We start from the raw sequence: 18,451 nt of genomic DNA, 5'->3' as shown, positions 1-18,451 counted from the left end.
AGAACCTGATAGCAAAAAGGAGAGCGTAAGCTCTCCTTAAAATTCAATTTCAATTAAATAGCAGGTAGTCCGAATGACTATGTGGTTTACCAGCAATTATACATTATTGCTGTAGTTCACCGCTGCCAGACTCAATGTGCGCGCGCACAAACCACTGGAACTGTTCTAAATCTGCAAGTTGGCCGGTGATCATATCTTCCGATACTGGGTCAATTTCACCTAAAAGCTCTAACGCTTTTCTATGGTCACCATTCACACCGTCATATACGGCATCCAGCGCCTTAAGGTGGTCAAGTACTAAACCTTTACCCAATTCATAATCGTTCCAGCTGCGACCTTCAACAATGGCTTTTGGTGTACCTTTCGGTACGCCACCTAATGTAGCAATTCGCTCTGCAATTGTGTCGGTCATTTCGCGTACCGCATCTACCTGCGGATCCAACATCTCATGCACACCGATAAAATTTGGTCCTACTACATTCCAATGAATGTGCTTCAACGTTAACTGTAAATCTAATAGTGCAACCAGTCGCTGATCCAATACCTTGATTGTTTTGGCAGCAGCATCGTTATCCATTCCAGGGGCTGTAAATTTGATATTGGTGTTACTCATGATATCTCCTATTGAATGCAAATAAGTCAGCGGGATGCGAAACATCATTTAGGCCAAATAACAAAAACCTTGTGCTGACGACTTATTGTAATAGGTGCAACAGGTATGCCGAAAACTTATATTTCTATAAGTCTTGGTTTTCGTTAAGGAAATTAGAGAAGATTAAAAAATCTTTATTTTTCAAGCCTGTAGCAATCAAGAAAATGCTACAGGCTTATGTAATAAATGCACATGGAATCAACTAAATGGAGCCGAGAGGTTAGTAAAGCTTACTACCCCAACCTAACTTTTTACGAAGTACATTGAAGTAGCTGTAGCCCTTAGGGTGAACAAGATGGAGTTTGTCTACGCTTTTGTTTATTCGAATTTCATCGCCAGGTAGCACCGGCAGAACAATATGGCTATCGCAACTCACTTGTAGCGAGTCACTGTTAACCTTTGATACTTTCATCGATACCTGACTGTCAGCATCAACAACGATTGGACGGCTGCTCAGTGTGTGAGGAAACATGGGGACTAAAGTTAGCGCATCTAGCTTAGGCATTATAATAGGGCCGCCCGCTGATAAAGAGTAAGCCGTTGAACCTGTGGGTGTGGCTACGATTAATCCGTCGCTGCGCTGACTGAATACAAATTGCTCATCGATGTAAATTTCAAATTCCATCATATGGGCAACTTTTCCGTGGTGAAGCACCACTTCGTTTACAGCAGAGTTGTTACTTTTAAGCTTTTCGTGTCGATAAACTTCTACTTCAAGTAAGAAGCGCTCTTCTACTACGCATTCACCGTTAAAGATAAGGTCAAGTTGCTGAACAATATCATCGGGGTGGATATCAGTTAAAAAGCCGAGATTTCCGCGGTTTACACCGACAACGTGAATGTCAAAGCGAGCGAGCACACGTGCTGCACCAAGCATGCTGCCGTCACCGCCTACCACAACGGCAAGGTCAGCCTCTTTGCCAATAGTGACAAGGTTACAGCTTTTAAAGTTCTCGGTTTCAAGCTCTTCAGCAATACTTTCCTCAACCAATAATTTACAGCCTTTTGCCAATAAATATTCGGCAAGAATGTTCAGGCTGTCGTGGGTTGCAGCGTGCTGAGGTTTTCCAATTAAAGCAACGGTTTGATAGGGCATGGAATGCTAATGTCCTTTCATTTCCAATGGTTGGACATTAGCACAGGTTTTTTGCAAAAGAAAAGCGTAAAACGGCACACAGCGCAAGGTTTAGCGATCTTCTAACCGATTATAGTCGAGAAGACCGCCTTCAATAGGATAGCGCTCGCTAGACCATTGCATTAATTTATCACTAAACGCCCAAAAATTAGGGTTGGTTCGGCGCATGCCAACATCGTCGAGCAAGGCTTTGTAATCGGCTTCGCTTTTAATGGATTTAAGCTTCTCAATCGAAGACGTTATCTCTGAGGCATTGATATACCAGAATGCGTCAGGGTAACTGCCTAACAAACCATGAACTAGCGTGATTGAATCTTTAGAAGGCTCCCGGTTTTCCTCTTCTTCAAATAGGCTATTTACATTGTAATGCGCGCTATTTCTAAGGGCAGTGAATACATCAATGTTGTCTGGGTTTTTGTCGTCTTGAATCACAATCATGGTAGTTTCAGGCATCAACGTCGCTTGTTGAGCAGGAAGTGAATCTAAGCGCTCTAATGCTTCGAGCTGTTCAGCTGATAGCAAACGTTTATTGTAGGTTGAGGCATTCGGTTGAACCTTAGCCAAGTAATGCGATAACAATTGATAAAGTTCTTGTTGAGGATTAGCTGTTTCGAACGCTATGCCAGAAGGTTGTTCGAAACTGTTGATATCACCTTCCAAATAATCGGTAAGTTCAGGGCTTGCGTTTTGATACCAATCGTCGAGAAGCTCATGGCGGGTAGTTGGAGGAAGTAGATTAAGGAAGTTCGATTCACCCTCCATGCGCAAGAAATCCATGTACAAACGGGTCAATAACTGATGGCCATAATTGCCGTAAACATCAAAGCCAGCCACAAGCAAATAGTGAATGCGCTCTAACAAGGCATAGTCAATCACCCATGCTGTTTTAGTGGGCTGGCCAACCATCCCTTTAACAACTGTGGCATTATCGAAATGACGAAATACGGTTAAGCTGGCATTAGTATTATCGCCGTCGCCATCCCATATACTCGACACACTCAAATGCTCTTCATTTTTGAATTCATTGTTCAAAAAGGTGGTTCTTGCACGCATATATTCGCCTTGGCGCTTTGCGTATTTAACCCAGTTTACTGCAAGGGCTGAACTATCTTTTTCAGCAGGAAGGTGAAGGTTTTCTTTTTGAGCGGTGTAAAAAGCATTCACTTTTTCAGAAGCTGCAATGTCTGGGTCGACAAAGAACACCCAGAACCGGTCGTTAATCACGTTTAGCGCGACTTGCCCCCGACATACAGGCCCTTTTATATAACCCATAATGGTGTTTTGCGCGCGTTCAAGCATAAACCGATAACGGCTTTCTACTGGCAATAAAGTAAAAGCAGTTAGAGGGTTGGCCGCCACTTGAGGTTTGTATGATGGCAATGATTCTACAGAAAAGTTGGCGTCAACAAACCACGATTGCCATTTATCTAAAAGATCCTTGTTAACGGCGTAAGCTTGATGTGTTTTACTCACAATAGTCGAGTGCACAGGCTGAAGGCGATAATAAACGCGCTCGACCTTAGGGTCGTCGAAGGGCCTGCGAGTGGCTATAATATCTAATGGTTGTCCTGGTGGTGTACGCGAGCGTACTAGGTCAAAGAACTGAGGGGTTTTTCCTTTTTCTGAAATGTCTTCGAAGTAAAGGTGAGACGTAAACAAGTGCTCGTATACATAACGTGCAGAAAGCTGCATCTTGTTGCTATCGCCATTTAGCCACGCTTCTAAGTCAGATACTTTTTCATTCAGTTCTTGAGAGAGCGCTTTGGGTAAGGGTAACGGCGCACCATGGTTTAACCATTGAATGAGTGTAGTGTGCTCAGCGTCAGACAGGGCTGGCAGGGCGTAGGGCATGCCTCCTAGAGGCTCACCAGCTATATATTCACCCATTTCAACTATGGTTGGACACTGGTTTTGTCGGTTCAAGCTTACATCGAAACTGTCACTTAAATGAGTAGTATTTGGCAGAGGATGCTGTTTTTTTAGCAAAAGCATTTGCGCTAGTACAGAGGATTGTGTTGGCGAAATGCTGCTATCTTCTTTTATTGGCAATACATCGTAAAAGCCGCGTTCGCGCCATCCGTTCACACCGTGTGCATCAAGAAACATTCTATTGGGTTGGGCAGCAGTAAGCCGCGTACCGTCATACACTTTCTCTTTGTTAGCACCTCTGGCTATACCCTCTGGAGATGCCATCTTTAGTTGGCATGGCGCATCGTAACAGGCGTGGCAGACAACACAGCGCTGCGTTAGTACTGGGTTTACTTGTGTGTCAAAGAAATTGTCGGGCAAATTCTCCATGGCGGGCATGACGTTGTTTGATGAAAGTAAAGGAGCGTCAGGTTTCGGCCATTGCCATATCGCTATAGCGATAATTGCTATAAGCAATGAAGTGATACCGAATTTTTTCATAGTCATAGTCCATAGAAAAGTTGTAGCCAGTCTATCACTCATTTCAGATAAGGTGATGTTATAAATCTTAAAGCACATCACTTCGCTCTTGTACTAACCCTCCTTGTTGTTCTTCCGCAGTTGTAAATTCTCTTCTTTAAATAGCAATCTTATTATGCAATTCGTCGTGTTCAATCGACCTAAATTCATTCTTGTGATAGCGTGAAAACAAAGGATTAAACTACTAACATAAAAGGATATTTATGATTCGCTTAATTTTACTGTCCCTTCTTTTTAGTTCATTCAGCGCATTGAGTGCCGTCACGGCATGGACAGACTTCACGCTAGATAACGGTCACGTGTTTCTACCTGTTACCATTGAAGGTATCGAATCTCGGGTTATGTTGGACTCAGGGGCACAAATAAACAGTATTAATCGCGCGTTCATAAGGAAGCATGAATTGGATCTTGATAAAGGGCGTCCAGTAAATGTTAAAGGTGTCTATGATGTGGAGAGGCGCAATGCTTATAACAACGTAAGCGTTGAGATTTTTGGTACTGGTTTCGAGCTAGATTCACTAGTCGAGACCAGCCTGGGTCACCATTCCAATGGCATGTTGCTGGGTGCAGGCTTCTTTAACAATTTTATCGTCCAGCTAGATTATCCCCACAGAAAAATTCGTTTAGTGACGCGTGATTCACTGGATATGAGAGAGGTTGCAAATGTTACCGCCTCGTCCCAACAGGGAAGCGGTATGCCTATCGCACAAGTCGAGATAAACGGTGTAGCTTTATGGTTGCTTATCGATACCGGGAACTCAGGCACAATTTTAATTGACCGACGTGCTGCATCAAAGGCTGGATTGCTAGACAAAGTGGAAGGCACAAGCACATCCTTTGGAGCAAACAGCTCCGGCGTAAATGAGTTTGCTACGTCTGATGTGGTGAAGTTTGGTCCCTATGAGATTGGTGACGTCAAGATTAGTTTTCCTGCTGAAGGGCAAAAAACAAACTTAGAAAGTCAATACGAAAGAACTGGTAGCCGGATTGGTGGAAAGCGGGTAGTGGGCTTAATTGGCTATGATTTGCTGAAGAATTTTGTTGTAACGCTAGATTATCGTTACGGTAGGCTTCACATCGCGTTGCCGCAATAGTATTAACGTACTTTATTCACTAACTAAAAAATTTTATTTATTTGCGATTCTAAATGAATAGATAAATTTGTCCTCGGTTAAACAGAGGACTGTTTGAACAGTCGCTTAAATGTTGCTGGCTTCAAAGGTTTTGGCAGATAGCTAAATTGCTGCTCTGCCGCCTCATCTCTTAAGTCATTACTTCTGTTGCCAGTGATGAAACCTTCAAGATAAAACTCACTTTGTTTTCAGAAACTATCACTGCGACGTCAAAATCGATCTCGCCATAACTTAGGTGATAATCGGCAACGAGCATATCAAAAAAAGTTGGTGCGAAATGCTCAATGCATCGGTTCTGCTCGCTATCAATGTCGTGCTCCCTCCCTAGTCGCGCAGTAGAGTGTGCATTGCATTTGCGACTTGCTCATCATTTTCTACTAGTAGAAAACGGGTGTCCTTAAAAGATGAGAATGCGTTATTATTTTTACAATTGGCACGTCTCCGATAATTTTTTAGAAATCACCCACAAAAATAATGTGGATACCCTTGATCACCTTAAATCTAGCCCCATAACTAAGCGCAACAGACTTATTCCCAATAATTTTAACGTTATTGGGCAATGCCTAATTAAGAAAAACGTTTGGAGGTAGGCATGAGCGATAATCGCGACGTGCAGGCAGAACAAGAAAATACAGTTGATCAAACTGTACAAAATGCTGAAGAAGCGCAAGTAGAAGTGTCACAAGCAGAAGGCGTAGAGCTTGATGAAAATGCACAACGCATTTACGAGCTAGAAACGGCACTTTCTGAGGCGCAAGCCACAATCAAAGAGCAGCAAGATGGCGTGCTTCGTGCGCGTGCAGATGCTGACAACGCACGTCGTCGTGCTGAAGGTGAAGTAGAAAAGGCGCGTAAATTTGCCCTTGAACGCTTTGCTGGCGAGTTGCTTCCGGTTATCGATAACCTAGAGCGTGCTATCGAAATGACCGATGGCGACAATGAAGCGGTTAAGCCGCTTTTAGAAGGTGTGGAAATGACCCACAAAACTTTCTTAAGCACTATTGAGAAATTTGGATTAAGCCTTATTGATCCGCAGGGCGAAACCTTCAACCCTGACTTGCATCAGGCAATGTCTATGCAAGAAAGTGCAGACCACGAGCCAAATACGGTGATGGCGGTTATGCAGAAAGGTTATCAAATTAACGGCCGCTTGTTACGCCCTGCCATGGTTATGGTATCGCGTGCGCCAAGTGGTGGTGTGGACACGCAAGCGTAAGTCACGCTTTTTGCGATAAACACACAAAAATGTCAGTTTTTTTACTGGCATCTATTGAAAAGGCTGGGGAATAACCCCACTAAAAGTACAGAATTAAGAAACTTTTTCGGAGACACGAAATGGGTAGAATCATTGGTATCGATTTAGGTACAACGAATTCATGTGTCGCAGTTCTAGACGGCGACAAACCTCGCGTAATTGAAAACGCGGAAGGCGATCGTACAACCCCTTCAATCATCGCTTACACAAACGATGGGGAAACATTAGTTGGTCAGTCTGCAAAGCGTCAGGCGGTAACTAACCCGACTAACACATTATTCGCTATTAAGCGTCTAATTGGTCGTCGCTTTCAAGATAAAGAAGTACAGCGTGACATCGACATCATGCCTTTCAAAATTGTAGGTGCTGATAATGGTGATGCGTGGGTAGAAGCGAAAGGCGAGAAAATGGCGCCTCCGCAGATTTCTGCTGAAGTACTTAAGAAAATGAAAAAGACAGCTGAAGATTATCTTGGTGAAGAAGTTACTGGCGCAGTTATCACTGTTCCTGCTTACTTCAACGATTCTCAGCGTCAAGCAACTAAAGACGCGGGTCGCATCGCTGGTCTTGAAGTTAAGCGTATTATCAACGAGCCAACTGCTGCTGCTCTTGCCTACGGCATGGACAAAAAGCAAGGCGACAACGTTGTTGCAGTATACGACTTAGGTGGTGGTACGTTCGATATCTCTATCATCGAAATCGATGAAGTAGACGGCGAACACACGTTTGAAGTACTAGCAACTAATGGTGATACTCACCTTGGTGGTGAAGACTTCGATAACCGTGTTATCAACTACCTAGTTGAAGAGTTTAAGAAAGACCAAGGTATCGACCTTCGTAAAGATCCGCTTGCTATGCAGCGTCTTAAAGAAGCGGGTGAAAAAGCGAAGATTGAGCTTTCTTCTTCTCAACAGACCGAAGTTAACCTGCCATACATCACTGCAGATGCAACAGGTCCTAAGCACTTAGCTATTAAGCTTACTCGTGCAAAACTTGAGTCTTTGGTTGAAGACCTAGTTAAGAATTCACTTGAGCCGCTTAAGAAGGCACTAGCTGATTCAGATCTTTCTGTAGGCGACATTAACGACATCATCCTAGTTGGTGGTCAAACTCGTATGCCGCTAGTACAGAAGTACGTGACTGAATTCTTTGGCAAAGAGCCACGTAAAGACGTAAACCCTGACGAAGCAGTTGCAGTAGGCGCAGCAATTCAAGGTGGCGTACTGTCAGGTGACGTTAAAGACGTACTACTTCTAGACGTTACACCTCTGTCTCTAGGTATCGAGACTATGGGTGGCGTGATGACTGTGCTTATCGAGAAGAACACGACAATTCCAACGAAGAAGTCGCAAACGTTCTCGACTGCTGAAGACAACCAGTCTGCAGTAACAGTACACGTACTACAGGGTGAGCGTAAGCAATCAAGTGGCAACAAGTCTCTTGGTCAGTTCAACCTAGAAGGTATTCGTCCAGCAGCACGCGGTGTACCGCAAATCGAAGTAACATTCGATCTTGATGCTGACGGTATCCTACACGTGTCTGCGAAAGACAAAGACACAGGTAAAGAGCAGAAGATCACTATCAAAGCCTCTTCAGGCCTAAGCGATGAAGAAGTAGAAAAAATGGTAGCTGACGCGGAAGCGAATAAAGAGTCTGATAAGAAGTTTGAAGAGCTGATTCAAGCGCGTAACCAAGCTGACGGTATGGTTCACGCCACACGTAAACAGCTTGAAGAAGTTGGCGATGCACTAAGTGCAGAAGACAAAGCGCCAATCGAAGAAGCACTTTCAGCACTTGAAACTGCAGTTAAAGGCGAAGACAAAGCGGACATCGAAGCGAAAACGCAAGAGCTTATCCAAGCATCTAGCAAGCTGATGGAAGCGGCGCAAGCTCAGCAAGCTGCAGCCGGTGGCGCAGAAGGTGCAGAGCAGCAAGCTTCTTCTGGTAAAGCAGACGATGACGTTGTTGACGCTGAATTCGAAGAAGTGAAAGACGACGACAAGAAGTAAACTGTTGTGTCAGGCCCGTTACTTAGCATGTTAGCGGGCCGTGTAAGCAGTTCAGGCGCAGCAGGAATTTCTTGTTGCGCCTTTGTTGTGTAAATGACTTGGCTTTATTGAATGTGTGTTCAGGTTATTTTCACAACAGTCAGATGTAGATTCGATGAGCATAAAATGCTTATCGACAAAAAGTAGGATATGTAAACGATATGTCGAAACGAGACTACTACGAAGTACTCGGGGTAGATAAAAGCGCAGGCGAACGCGAAATTAAAAAGGCGTATAAGAAGCTGGCGATGAAATATCACCCTGACCGTACGCAAGGCGATAAAGGCCTGGAAGATAAATTTAAAGAAATCCAGGAAGCCTACGAAATTCTGTCAGATTCGCAGAAACGTGCAGCATACGACCAATATGGCCACGCGGGAGTAGATCCTAACCGTGGTGGCGGTGGCTTCGGTGGTGGTGCCGATTTCGGCGATATTTTTGGTGATGTATTTGGTGATATCTTCGGCGGTGGCCGAGGAGGTCGTCAATCTCGCGCACGTCAAGGTTCAGACCTTCGCTACAACTTAGAGCTAACGCTTGAAGAAGCGGTTCGTGGCAAGAGCGTAGATATTCGCGTACCAACTTTGGTCGAGTGTGAAGTCTGTGATGGTTCTGGTGCCAAGAAAGGCTCTTCACCTAAGACCTGTCCAACCTGTCACGGCAATGGCCAAGTTCAAATGCGCCAAGGTTTCTTTGCTGTTCAGCAGACTTGCCCTACGTGTTCGGGCAAAGGCAAGATCATTGAAGATCCTTGTAACAGCTGTCATGGCCACGGTCGTAAAGAAAAGACTAAGACCCTTAACGTTAAAATTCCAGCTGGCGTAGATACCGGTGATCGTATTCGTCTATCAGGCGAAGGTGAAGCTGGAGAGAACGGTGCACCTCCAGGTGATTTATACGTTCAGGTCCACGTACGTGAGCACGATATCTTTAAGCGCGATGGCAACAATTTGTACTGTGAAGTACCGTTGAGCTTCACTACGGCAGCCCTTGGCGGCGAGCTAGAAGTTCCAACGCTAGATGGGAAAGTAAAACTGAAAATCAGCCCTGAAACGCAGACTGGCCGAATGTTCCGTCTACGTGGTAAAGGTGTTAAATCAGTGCGAAGCGGTGCCATGGGCGACTTAATGTGTAAGGTTGTGGTCGAAACACCAGTAAACTTATCATCTCGCCAAAAAGAACTACTTCAAGAGCTTGAAGAGTCGATGGGTAAAGCGTCAAGTAAGCATAGCCCGAAAGCGCAAGGCTTCTTTGACGGCGTTAAAAAGTTCTTTGACGACTTAACGAACTAATTGCTTAGTAGTACATACTTCATTTGAAAGCCCTCAGTTGAGGGCTTTTTTATTTTTGAAAGGCACTTAAACGCGCTCTTATGAGTGGCCAATTATCCATGCAGATTGGTATTTGTAATAGAAAGTGCTCACTTTAAGAAGGAAAGGGGGAGTTAGTCTTTTCTTTACTTACTTTTACCGCTAAAAATCTTGCGCATCATCCGACTATTCGTCACGATAACCCAAGTATCGGGACTTTTAGCTTGCAGATCACAAGGCTTAAAAGCCCGTTTGAGACCAATGAATAATATTTACCTAACAAGGGAACAGGCATGAAATTTTCAAGTAAATTGCTACTGAGCGCTGCCACGGCAGGCGCAATCTTATCAGGCTCGGTATTAGCTGCTGACGTGACAGAAGCAACGTCAGAAAAACACGCGGGAGCTGCAACACAATATCGCCAGGCCGTTTTTCAGTTAGTACGCAGTAACATGGGACCGTTAGGTGGCATGGCAAAAGGTGCTCTACCATTTGACGAAAGCGTTATGGAAACAAATGCCGTACGTCTAGAACAACTTGCTGACATGATGGGCGATTATTTATCAGTTGATACCCGTAAGTTTGACGTTGAAACTGGCGCAAAAGATGAAATTTGGGAAAATTTCTCAGATGTAGAAAAGAAAGTGATGGCACTTAAAACGGCAGCGCAAGGGCTTCAAGCAGCTGTTAAAGCGGGTGATGAAAGCGCGTACAGAGGTGCAATCGGTAAAATTGGTGCAAGTTGTAAATCATGCCATGACGACTATAAGAAGGACTAGCCCAAGCTTGTTTTTCAACACGTGAAAGCGCTCTAATATCGGGTCAGTAAGAATGTACTATTGCATTTTACTGACCCAAAACCTCGATTAGTACTTCGATGTGTTAATTAGTATTTTATAATTCAATCATACAGATAAATTGAGAGTGGCGCTGAAGCGCAGACTCGCAACCTTCCTCAAACAGTAGTGTACTTTTTCGTCCAGGGCTTTGTAGGTAATAAGCATCAGGCATCGCCACACACTTAGCCACCTCAGAAATTGACTTCATTATAGCCTTGTAGAACGTGTCTACGAGAGTACATCGTTAAGACCCATACGCTGTGGTATATTCGTAAGTGCTTAACAACAGATTTTTAATATGGAGATAAGATGCGACCCTCGCTAACGTATGTAGGTACACTGGACGATGTTGTAGAGCGTTTTCCTTGGCAATTCGACGCTGATATAAACTACTTTAATCAATTGCTAGTGAGGAAGGCTATATTAGGAGAGAAGATACTTATCAATGATGGGTATTTACTTAATAATAGTGCGGCAAGGCAAGCTATTCTAAACCCCAGTTGTTCTCCGCTCACGTCACTAATTGAGCAAGGTTTTGTAAGGATCTTATCGCGGAACGCCGATTTAGTCTCCTTACCAGAGAAAATGGCGGATCAAGGTGTTGCCAGTTTCAACGTTTTGAAAAATTCTGCCGAATGGCCAAGTTTGAAGCGAGAATTACGTAAGTGGCAGCCACTGTTAGAAGAAACGGATAATTTTATACCTTGGCCAGAAAAACACATCAGTCATGGCTTTGATCAAATGATCATGCGGTTGGCTGAACGCACACCAGAAGACTTATCAATTGGCAGTGTCAGTCATGACCAGTGGCGACGAGTGTTTGATTTGTATGAACAATCAAATCGATACGACAAAGAGGCTACCCGAACCCGTTGGGAGTCTGCGGTCACTGAGTGCTTAGCTGATAACCATCAAGGGCGTCTAGCTATGATGCACCTGGCCTGTGAGGCGTATCACTACAATTTCGGTGTTTGCTTGGGCAGCCAGACGTCTTTGTCGAAACAGCAAATTTTGGTCGAAACACGGTTTAGCTCAGCGTTTGCTGATTTATCCAAAGTAGAACAAGAGTTACAAATGCAGCACGTTTCAATACCCGGATTGCGTGTACCGCAAAATATATCAATGAATAGCGGGCCAAAATGGGCGGAACTAGTATCTCCGTTTAGCGATGTCGGCAAACAGTTGAGAGCATACCGTCAAGCTCAAGATGACTATTTTTCTGGGCAAGGTACAGAAGAGTGTTTAACTGCTGAGGCTCGTGCCTATTCGAAGCAGTTGTCATCGTTGTTTGGTGAAAAGCAATCGGAATCTGCAGTTGCGAGGGTCGCTATTGGCGTAGGCTTTTTCGCTGCGGGTCTTATGGCGGCGGGTCCAGAAGTAGCGGCAGTCCTTTGGCTGACAGAAAATTACTTGTATCCGACAATAACGCGTAAATTCAAGTTGCGTGACCGTGAATTTTTTAGCAAGAATACAGCCCTTCCCACGCAAACTGTTTCTAGCGCGCTAAGCTCAGTAGTGTTAGATCCTGTTCAGATAAAAGAGCTCGCAAGTACTATCCCGGATTTCAAATAGTTAATTCGTAATAATAAGAACTTTCCACGGGTTCGAAACGTTTCAACGGGTTTTTGCTGGAAATTTGTACAATTCTTGGCTATGTTAAACACTCAGGCTTGGCGATAATTTTCTTCGACTGAAGGTACGCGTTTAGGTACCCAATCTTCGCAGGTCCTGCTTTTAAAAAATATAAAACAGCTCGTAGACAACTGAAACAGCAAAACTTGTAAAGCGCTTAAAACCACGACACAACTTTTCATCCTTTTATTGTCGTGCTGCTATCGTTTGTGCTGAATTCGAAGAGATATCAAAAGGTTTGCTTAGATGGATTTACGCAGTGAACGCATGTTGTCAACCATGCGCACAACACAGCAAAACATTTCTGTGTTGCTCAATGAAAGTCGAACGAAAACAGAGGCTCTGTGTATATTACTTGCCTCGGTAAACCCTAGCAATGGAAGAGCAACGGTATTATCTTGCGACGTAAACCACCTATCATTAGAAGCCGAGAGTGTTGTTTTTCCTTCACATGTATTGCTCATGCTCCCGCTTACACCTTTGAGCGCTCCAATACCTTGCAAAGATTTTATCTTTCCCCCTTCACTCGAACATTATGCTGATAGCTATGTAGTAGTTGCTACCGTGCGAGATATGCAAAATGAAGTAATGGGTGTTGTTCTCACTTTTGTACGCCACAGTGTATTGAGCCCTCTACAACATACATTGATAGATATTACGCGCCAAAAAGTAGAGCTTAGTTACCAATATGAGCTGGCGCGTCATCCCTATTCAGACAAGTTATCCGAACAGCTTGCCTTGTTAGAAGAGGTGAGTTCAATTTCTAAAGTGGGCGCGTGGGAGATTGACAGATTCACAGGCGTACTTTCTCTGACTGAGGTGATGAAAGCCTTATTAGGCTTACCTCGTGTAAAAAGCGTCGGCCTTAATGAAGTGCTCGACATGCTTACCTCGAGTGATAGAAGAGACTTAAAGCAGCGCGTTTTTAAAGCGCTTAAAGAAGATAGAGAGTTCGTAAAGCACTTTGAATTTCACGACAAGCAAGGTCGCAGGAAAAGCATAAAGCTAACCGTGTTCTTACAGGTTCAGCGAGGAAATGCTAGCGGAATTAAATTAACCCGGCTTTATGGCGCAGTGCAGGATGAAACGGAAATACAGCGTCTATCGGATTCACAACATAACTACACAGATTATCTGACCAGTTTATTGAATAATGTGGATAGCGTGGTGTTAAGCATAGATGAACATGGCACTATTCTAACTGCAAATGAACGCGTTTATTCTGTATTAGGCTTTGAGCCCGAAGAGCTGATTGGGCAAGATATAAAATTAATATCAACCAAGGTGCAAAATACCGATGCGCCTTCTTGTTTCATAAACATACCAGCGGGTTTAGCATGGTGTAGCGAAAATGGCTCGGTAAACGAATGTCTTCGCCATAAAAATGGTAAACGTATTGCCTGTGAAGTTAATTTGTCGAAATGCTCTGTACATAATCAACAATTAATTATCGCCTCAGTGCGCGATATCACTAATCAAAACCACGAAATTGAGCATTACAAACAACTCGCTTTAATCGATACGGTGACAGGTCTTCCGAACTTACACCAATTTGAGCGATACCTTGGCGATAAAGCTCATGACGACAAGTCATCTAAACCATTTGCCACGTTTATGCGCGTTGCTATCTGTAACATAAAAGAGTACGAAAATGCGTTTGGAGAGCCAACGATAGACTATATTCTGAGAATTTTGGCCAGTCGCTTCATTCGCATATTCGAGATTAACAAGCGCAATTCAGCCAGTATATTCAAATGTGAGAGAGGTGCTTTTTATATTCATCTTCATCAATATTTTGGTGAAGAAGCACAGTCTCTAAATGCTGCACACGATTGCGCTATTCTTATCCACGATCACGTGCTAGCGCCAATAACCCTGCACAACAGCCTCTTAAATATTGAAACGCAAACCATAAGTTGCACGGTTCCAACAAAGCATTTTTCGTTTAAAAAGATAAAAGAACTATTGTCGAGAAAACCTTTAAGAGAGGTAAAAAATACTTCTACTTTTAAGTCGGAGCACGAGTATTTTCATGTTAATGCAAGTGATATCGAGCGGTACAATTACATTAAACACTCTCTGAGCAGGGCTATTTCTAACAACGAGTTATATATTGAGCTTCAACCTCAATACGATGCGACGAAGAGCGTTATAAGCTCAGAGGTGTTGTTAAGGTGGAAGCATCCTCATATGGGTACAGTAAGCCCTTCTGAATTCATTCCTATTGCCGAAGAGAATGATTTTATTGCTGAACTCGGGCTGTGGGTGTGTAACGAAGCCTGCGGGTTACTTAGTGAATGCCAGTCAAAGAAAATTAACACTAAGTTGTCTGTTAATATCAGTGCAAAGCACTTAGCGCGAGCTGATTTTGTGAGTAAGTTCGTCGCAATAGTAAATAAGTGGCGCGTGTCACACAAAAATTTAACTCTAGAGCTCACTGAAGGTGCATTGATAAGAGGGGTGAGCGTTATTCAATGTCGCGTTAGAGAATTAGCGGAACAAGGGTTTAGTTTGTCTATCGACGATTTTGGTCTTGGTGACTCAAATTTAAATTATCTTCAAGATTTGCCAATTACCGAACTGAAAGTAGACAGGGTATTTGTCGAAGCGATGGAAGGCTCGCAGCAAAAAACATTATTAGTTACAAGTATTTGCAACATGGCCAAAGCGTTACACATAAATACCGTAGCTGAGGGAATAGAGACAACGGGTCAATTAGATCAAGCTAAGGCATGTGGTTGCGGAGCATTTCAGGGATATTACTTAGATAAACCCATGAGTGTAGGTGATTGGAAAAGAAAAATTAGTGAGAAGCAATATAAAGAAGGTAGTTAACCCTACGCAGTCGAGGGCTTATTCAAGTATGCGTTGAAACAACCGCTTCGATACCTCTTGTTATCAAATGGATAGATAAAGTTTAAATTTATGTAAATCAATTTGTTGGTCGATCTACGCCTGAAGTCTTATTAGTAGATGTCATGTAACTATCGTAGGGTGAAGATAAACCCTACTCAGGACATGGTTATGACTTATAAAGATGAATATATTGCCTCGACCCAGCACCCCGATGAGTTTTGGTTAGAACAAGCACAAAAGCTAGCGTGGTTTCAACCTCCTCAAAAAGGATGCCAACCTACAGATAATGGTTACTTCGACTGGTTTAGGGGAGGGCAGCTTAACACCAGCTATTTAGCGCTTGATCATCACGTAAAAAATGGTCGTGGCGATAAAACCGCGCTTATTTATGACTCACCTGTTACACAAACCACTCAGCACTTTACTTACAAAGAGCTATTAAACCGTGTTGCCGAGTTCGCAGGCGGCTTATCTCGCTTGGGTGTGACGAAAGGCGACCTTGTGATTATCTACATGCCCATGATCCCGCAAGCAGTGATCGCGATGCTTGCTTGCGCTCGTTTGGGAGCTGTGCACTCTGTGGTGTTTGGTGGCTTTGCCGCAAATGAGCTTGCAGTACGAATAGATGACGCAAAACCGGTAGTTATTGTTACTGCGTCATGTGGCATTGAAGGCAATAAAGTTCTACCGTACAAACCTCTTGTTGATGAAGCAATATCATTGGCAGAGCACAAACCACAGGCATGCGTGTTGTATCAACGCCCTCAGCTAATTGCTGAGTTAAATGAAGCAACTGACCACGATTGGCTCTCTCTGGTTGAAGCTAGCGTGCCAGCTTCTCCTGTTGCCGTCGATGCAACTGACCCGCTTTATGTTCTTTATACTTCAGGTACAACCGGTAAACCCAAGGGGGCCGTTCGAGATAATGGCGGGCACGCGGTTGCTCTTCATTATTCAATGGGCGCGATTTACGGTATTAGTGAGGACGATATTTTTTGGGCTGCATCGGATGTTGGTTGGGTGGTCGGTCATTCATATATTGTCTATGGCCCGCTCATAAAAGGCGCAACGACGGTACTGTACGAAGGAAAGCCCATTGGCACTCCTGATGCCGGTGCATTTTGGCGTATGATAGAGTCTCACAAAGTGAATGTGCTTTTTGCAGCTCCAACAGCATTTAGAGCGATACGAAAAGCGGACCCTGATGCTGAGTTTTTATCTAAATACAATACGTCGAGCTTGCGTACCTTATTTATGGCGGGTGAACGTCTAGATCCGCCAACATATTTCTGGGCGAGCGAGAAGGTTGGTGTTCCCGTTATCGACCATTGGTGGCAAACCGAAACTGGCTGGCCAATTTGTTCAAACCCGATGGGGCTTGAACCATTGGCCACGAAACCCGGTTCATCAAGCGTGCCTACGCCTGGATTTAACGTAAAGGTATTGCAAGGTGCTGATGAACAGCAAGTAACCGGTGAAAAAGGCGCTATTGCTATCAAGTTACCGCTTCCCCCAGGTTGTTTGACAACGATTTGGCAAGACCATCAACGGTTTGTTGATGGCTATTTACGAGAATTTGAAGGGTATTACAGCACCGGAGATAACGGGTACTTAGATGAAGATGGCTACGTATTTATTATGGGTCGCACCGACGATGTCATAAACGTTGCCGGGCACCGGTTATCTACCGGTGAAATGGAAGAAGTGCTTGCAGGACATCCTGCCATTGCTGAATGTAGTGTAATAGGCATCCATGATGCACTGAAAGGGCAATTGCCAGTTGGATTGGTACTGCTAAAAGACGGCGTTACCGTTGATGAACAGGCACTTGAGCAAGATTTGGTTCAACGGGTTCGAGATAAAATCGGGCCAGTGGCGTGCTTTAAGCGAGCCATCGTCGTCAATCGTTTACCCAAAACCCGGTCAGGTAAAATACTCCGCAAACTGCTGCGTCAAATTGCTGCCAATGAATCTGTTGCCGTACCCTCAACCATCGATGATCCGTCAAGCGTAAGTGAGATTGAGACGCTCATGCGAGAGAAGGGCTTGGTCAACAAGCCCACGGCTGTTTAGCTAGTAGTAATATTCATCTGCCTGTGGAGCTGGCGGGTATACTTCAATAGCCACATATACAGCTGCTGCGGCGATGAGCGCCACAACAAAAGCACGTAGAATTCGCGAGTCAGTAATACCTGCTGTTGCTGACTCCTTATTGCCATGCACCATGGCAGGAACCAATTTTTGCTTCTTATACACGCTGTAAAATATTACCGCGCCTATATGAAGTGCGATAACGTAAAGTAACACATCAAAGGCAAGGTGATGCAGAGTGTTCATTAGCGCTAGTGTTTCTTCTCCGGCTAGCTGGCGATAGGGACCGTCTAAGAAAATATCATCGGTCATGAACAATCCCGATACCGCTTGTATGGTAAGCAACACTAGCATAACGACGACAAACCATCCGCCTAAAGGGTTGTGGCCAATAGCGGGTTCGGACTGCCTATTAAATAAGGTTTTTATATAATTGAAAACCTTTCTGGGACCAGTAATAAAGCTACTGAACTTCGCGTGTTGCGTACCAACAAATCCCCAGATTATGCGGAAAACGATAAGGAATAAGGTGAAGTACCCAATGTAAAAGTGCCATTGCACTTTGTTTTCAAGCCATTCAACTGTTGCATATTGCGCTAAAAGGCTCGCTACAATAAGCCAGTGAAAAAGCCGGGTGGGAATATCCCATATAAGAGTTTTTTGCATAGTAAATTTAGTTGGGTTGTATTCTGACTTATCCACACTTGCCGTTCAGCGGTGACGAATAAGTACTCGGTCATCTGTTAATTGCCATAGCGTCGCTTAACTTACTCTATAAAACAAGTAGGCCCAACGGCAGAAAACCTCTGTTTGTCTTAGTGTTGCAATTAGGACATGTTGATCTTTGCATCAAAAATGCGCAGTAAAGCTCAACATGTCCTAAGCATCGTGTACTGAATTTTTTTACATCCGAGCCTGAAGTTTTGGCATAGAACTATGCAGATTGGTACTAGTTAAATCTTACCGATTCCTTGTTATGCCTATTTAATATGAATCTCACATTGCAATAGTGACGACATTTGGCAAAATGCCTCACAGTTGAAGGTTTATAA

13 protein-coding genes are annotated in these 18,451 nt (G+C 43.9%); 8 read left to right on the top strand and 5 right to left on the bottom strand.

All coding sequences use genetic code 11. From position 1 onward, the window contains the following. Positions 1-103: 103 nt before the first annotated feature. The 3 genes from dps to KUL49_RS14995 all read right to left on the bottom strand — a co-directional run bounded on the left by dps (position 104) and on the right by KUL49_RS14995 (position 4,181). A complete protein-coding gene (dps, locus tag KUL49_RS15005) occupies positions 104-613 on the bottom strand; it encodes a DNA starvation/stationary phase protection protein Dps (RefSeq protein WP_014976104.1) in 510 nt (169 codons plus the stop codon). 259 nt (positions 614-872) lie between these two features. Beyond that, entirely contained in the window at positions 873-1,748 is an 876-nt protein-coding gene (gene nadK, locus KUL49_RS15000; protein ID WP_014948959.1) for an NAD(+) kinase, read from the bottom strand. 90 nt (positions 1,749-1,838) lie between these two features. Next, positions 1,839-4,181, bottom strand: a complete 2,343-nt coding sequence (locus KUL49_RS14995; protein ID WP_131137831.1) for a fatty acid cis/trans isomerase — start codon at positions 4,179-4,181, stop codon at positions 1,839-1,841. A 257-nt stretch (positions 4,182-4,438) separates the two neighbouring features. Between KUL49_RS14995 and KUL49_RS14990 the strand changes: the two genes are divergently transcribed. The 5 genes from KUL49_RS14990 to KUL49_RS14965 all read left to right on the top strand — a co-directional run bounded on the left by KUL49_RS14990 (position 4,439) and on the right by KUL49_RS14965 (position 10,760). Further along, positions 4,439-5,329 (top strand): aspartyl protease family protein, encoded by an 891-nt coding sequence (locus KUL49_RS14990; protein ID WP_131137812.1) that lies wholly within the window; start codon positions 4,439-4,441, stop codon positions 5,327-5,329. Positions 5,330-5,960: 631 nt separating this feature from the next. Beyond that, positions 5,961-6,584 (top strand): nucleotide exchange factor GrpE, encoded by a 624-nt coding sequence (gene grpE, locus KUL49_RS14980; protein WP_131137811.1) that lies wholly within the window; start codon positions 5,961-5,963, stop codon positions 6,582-6,584. Positions 6,585-6,703: 119 nt separating this feature from the next. After that, positions 6,704-8,632 (top strand): molecular chaperone DnaK, encoded by a 1,929-nt coding sequence (gene dnaK / locus KUL49_RS14975; RefSeq protein ID WP_014948972.1) that lies wholly within the window; start codon positions 6,704-6,706, stop codon positions 8,630-8,632. 200 nt (positions 8,633-8,832) lie between these two features. Continuing rightward, complete coding sequence (gene dnaJ / locus KUL49_RS14970) at positions 8,833-9,963, top strand: molecular chaperone DnaJ (protein ID WP_014948973.1); 1,131 nt, start codon at positions 8,833-8,835, stop codon at positions 9,961-9,963. A 311-nt stretch (positions 9,964-10,274) separates the two neighbouring features. After that, on the top strand, positions 10,275-10,760 hold the full coding sequence (locus KUL49_RS14965) for a cytochrome c (protein ID WP_014948974.1): 486 nt from the start codon (positions 10,275-10,277) through the stop codon (positions 10,758-10,760). A gap of 115 nt (positions 10,761-10,875) precedes the next feature. On the opposite strand, the gene KUL49_RS20845 is transcribed toward KUL49_RS14965, so the two are convergent. After that, entirely contained in the window at positions 10,876-11,028 is a 153-nt protein-coding gene (locus KUL49_RS20845) for a hypothetical protein (protein WP_155279855.1), read from the bottom strand. 101 nt (positions 11,029-11,129) lie between these two features. On the opposite strand from KUL49_RS20845, the gene KUL49_RS14960 reads away from it, so the two are divergent. From KUL49_RS14960 to KUL49_RS14950, 3 genes are all read left to right on the top strand, one after another. After that, positions 11,130-12,392 carry a hypothetical protein gene (locus KUL49_RS14960; RefSeq protein ID WP_131137810.1) on the top strand — a complete coding sequence of 421 codons (1,263 nt, stop codon included), beginning with the start codon at positions 11,130-11,132 and terminating at the stop codon, positions 12,390-12,392. 306 nt (positions 12,393-12,698) lie between these two features. Beyond that, positions 12,699-15,287 (top strand): bifunctional diguanylate cyclase/phosphodiesterase, encoded by a 2,589-nt coding sequence (locus KUL49_RS14955; RefSeq protein WP_131137809.1) that lies wholly within the window; start codon positions 12,699-12,701, stop codon positions 15,285-15,287. Positions 15,288-15,476: 189 nt separating this feature from the next. After that, on the top strand, positions 15,477-17,381 hold the full coding sequence (locus KUL49_RS14950) for a propionyl-CoA synthetase (protein WP_131137808.1): 1,905 nt from the start codon (positions 15,477-15,479) through the stop codon (positions 17,379-17,381). Here KUL49_RS14950 and KUL49_RS14945 read toward each other — a convergent pair whose 3' ends face one another. Then, a complete protein-coding gene (locus tag KUL49_RS14945) occupies positions 17,382-18,065 on the bottom strand; it encodes a cytochrome b/b6 domain-containing protein (protein ID WP_044583832.1) in 684 nt (227 codons plus the stop codon). Positions 18,066-18,451 lie beyond the last annotated feature (386 nt).

Source organism: Alteromonas sp. KUL17 (genome assembly GCF_006538305.1).
GTDB classification, from domain to species: Bacteria; Pseudomonadota; Gammaproteobacteria; order Enterobacterales; family Alteromonadaceae; genus Alteromonas; species Alteromonas macleodii.
This window is presented reverse-complemented; position numbering and strand designations above follow the sequence as displayed.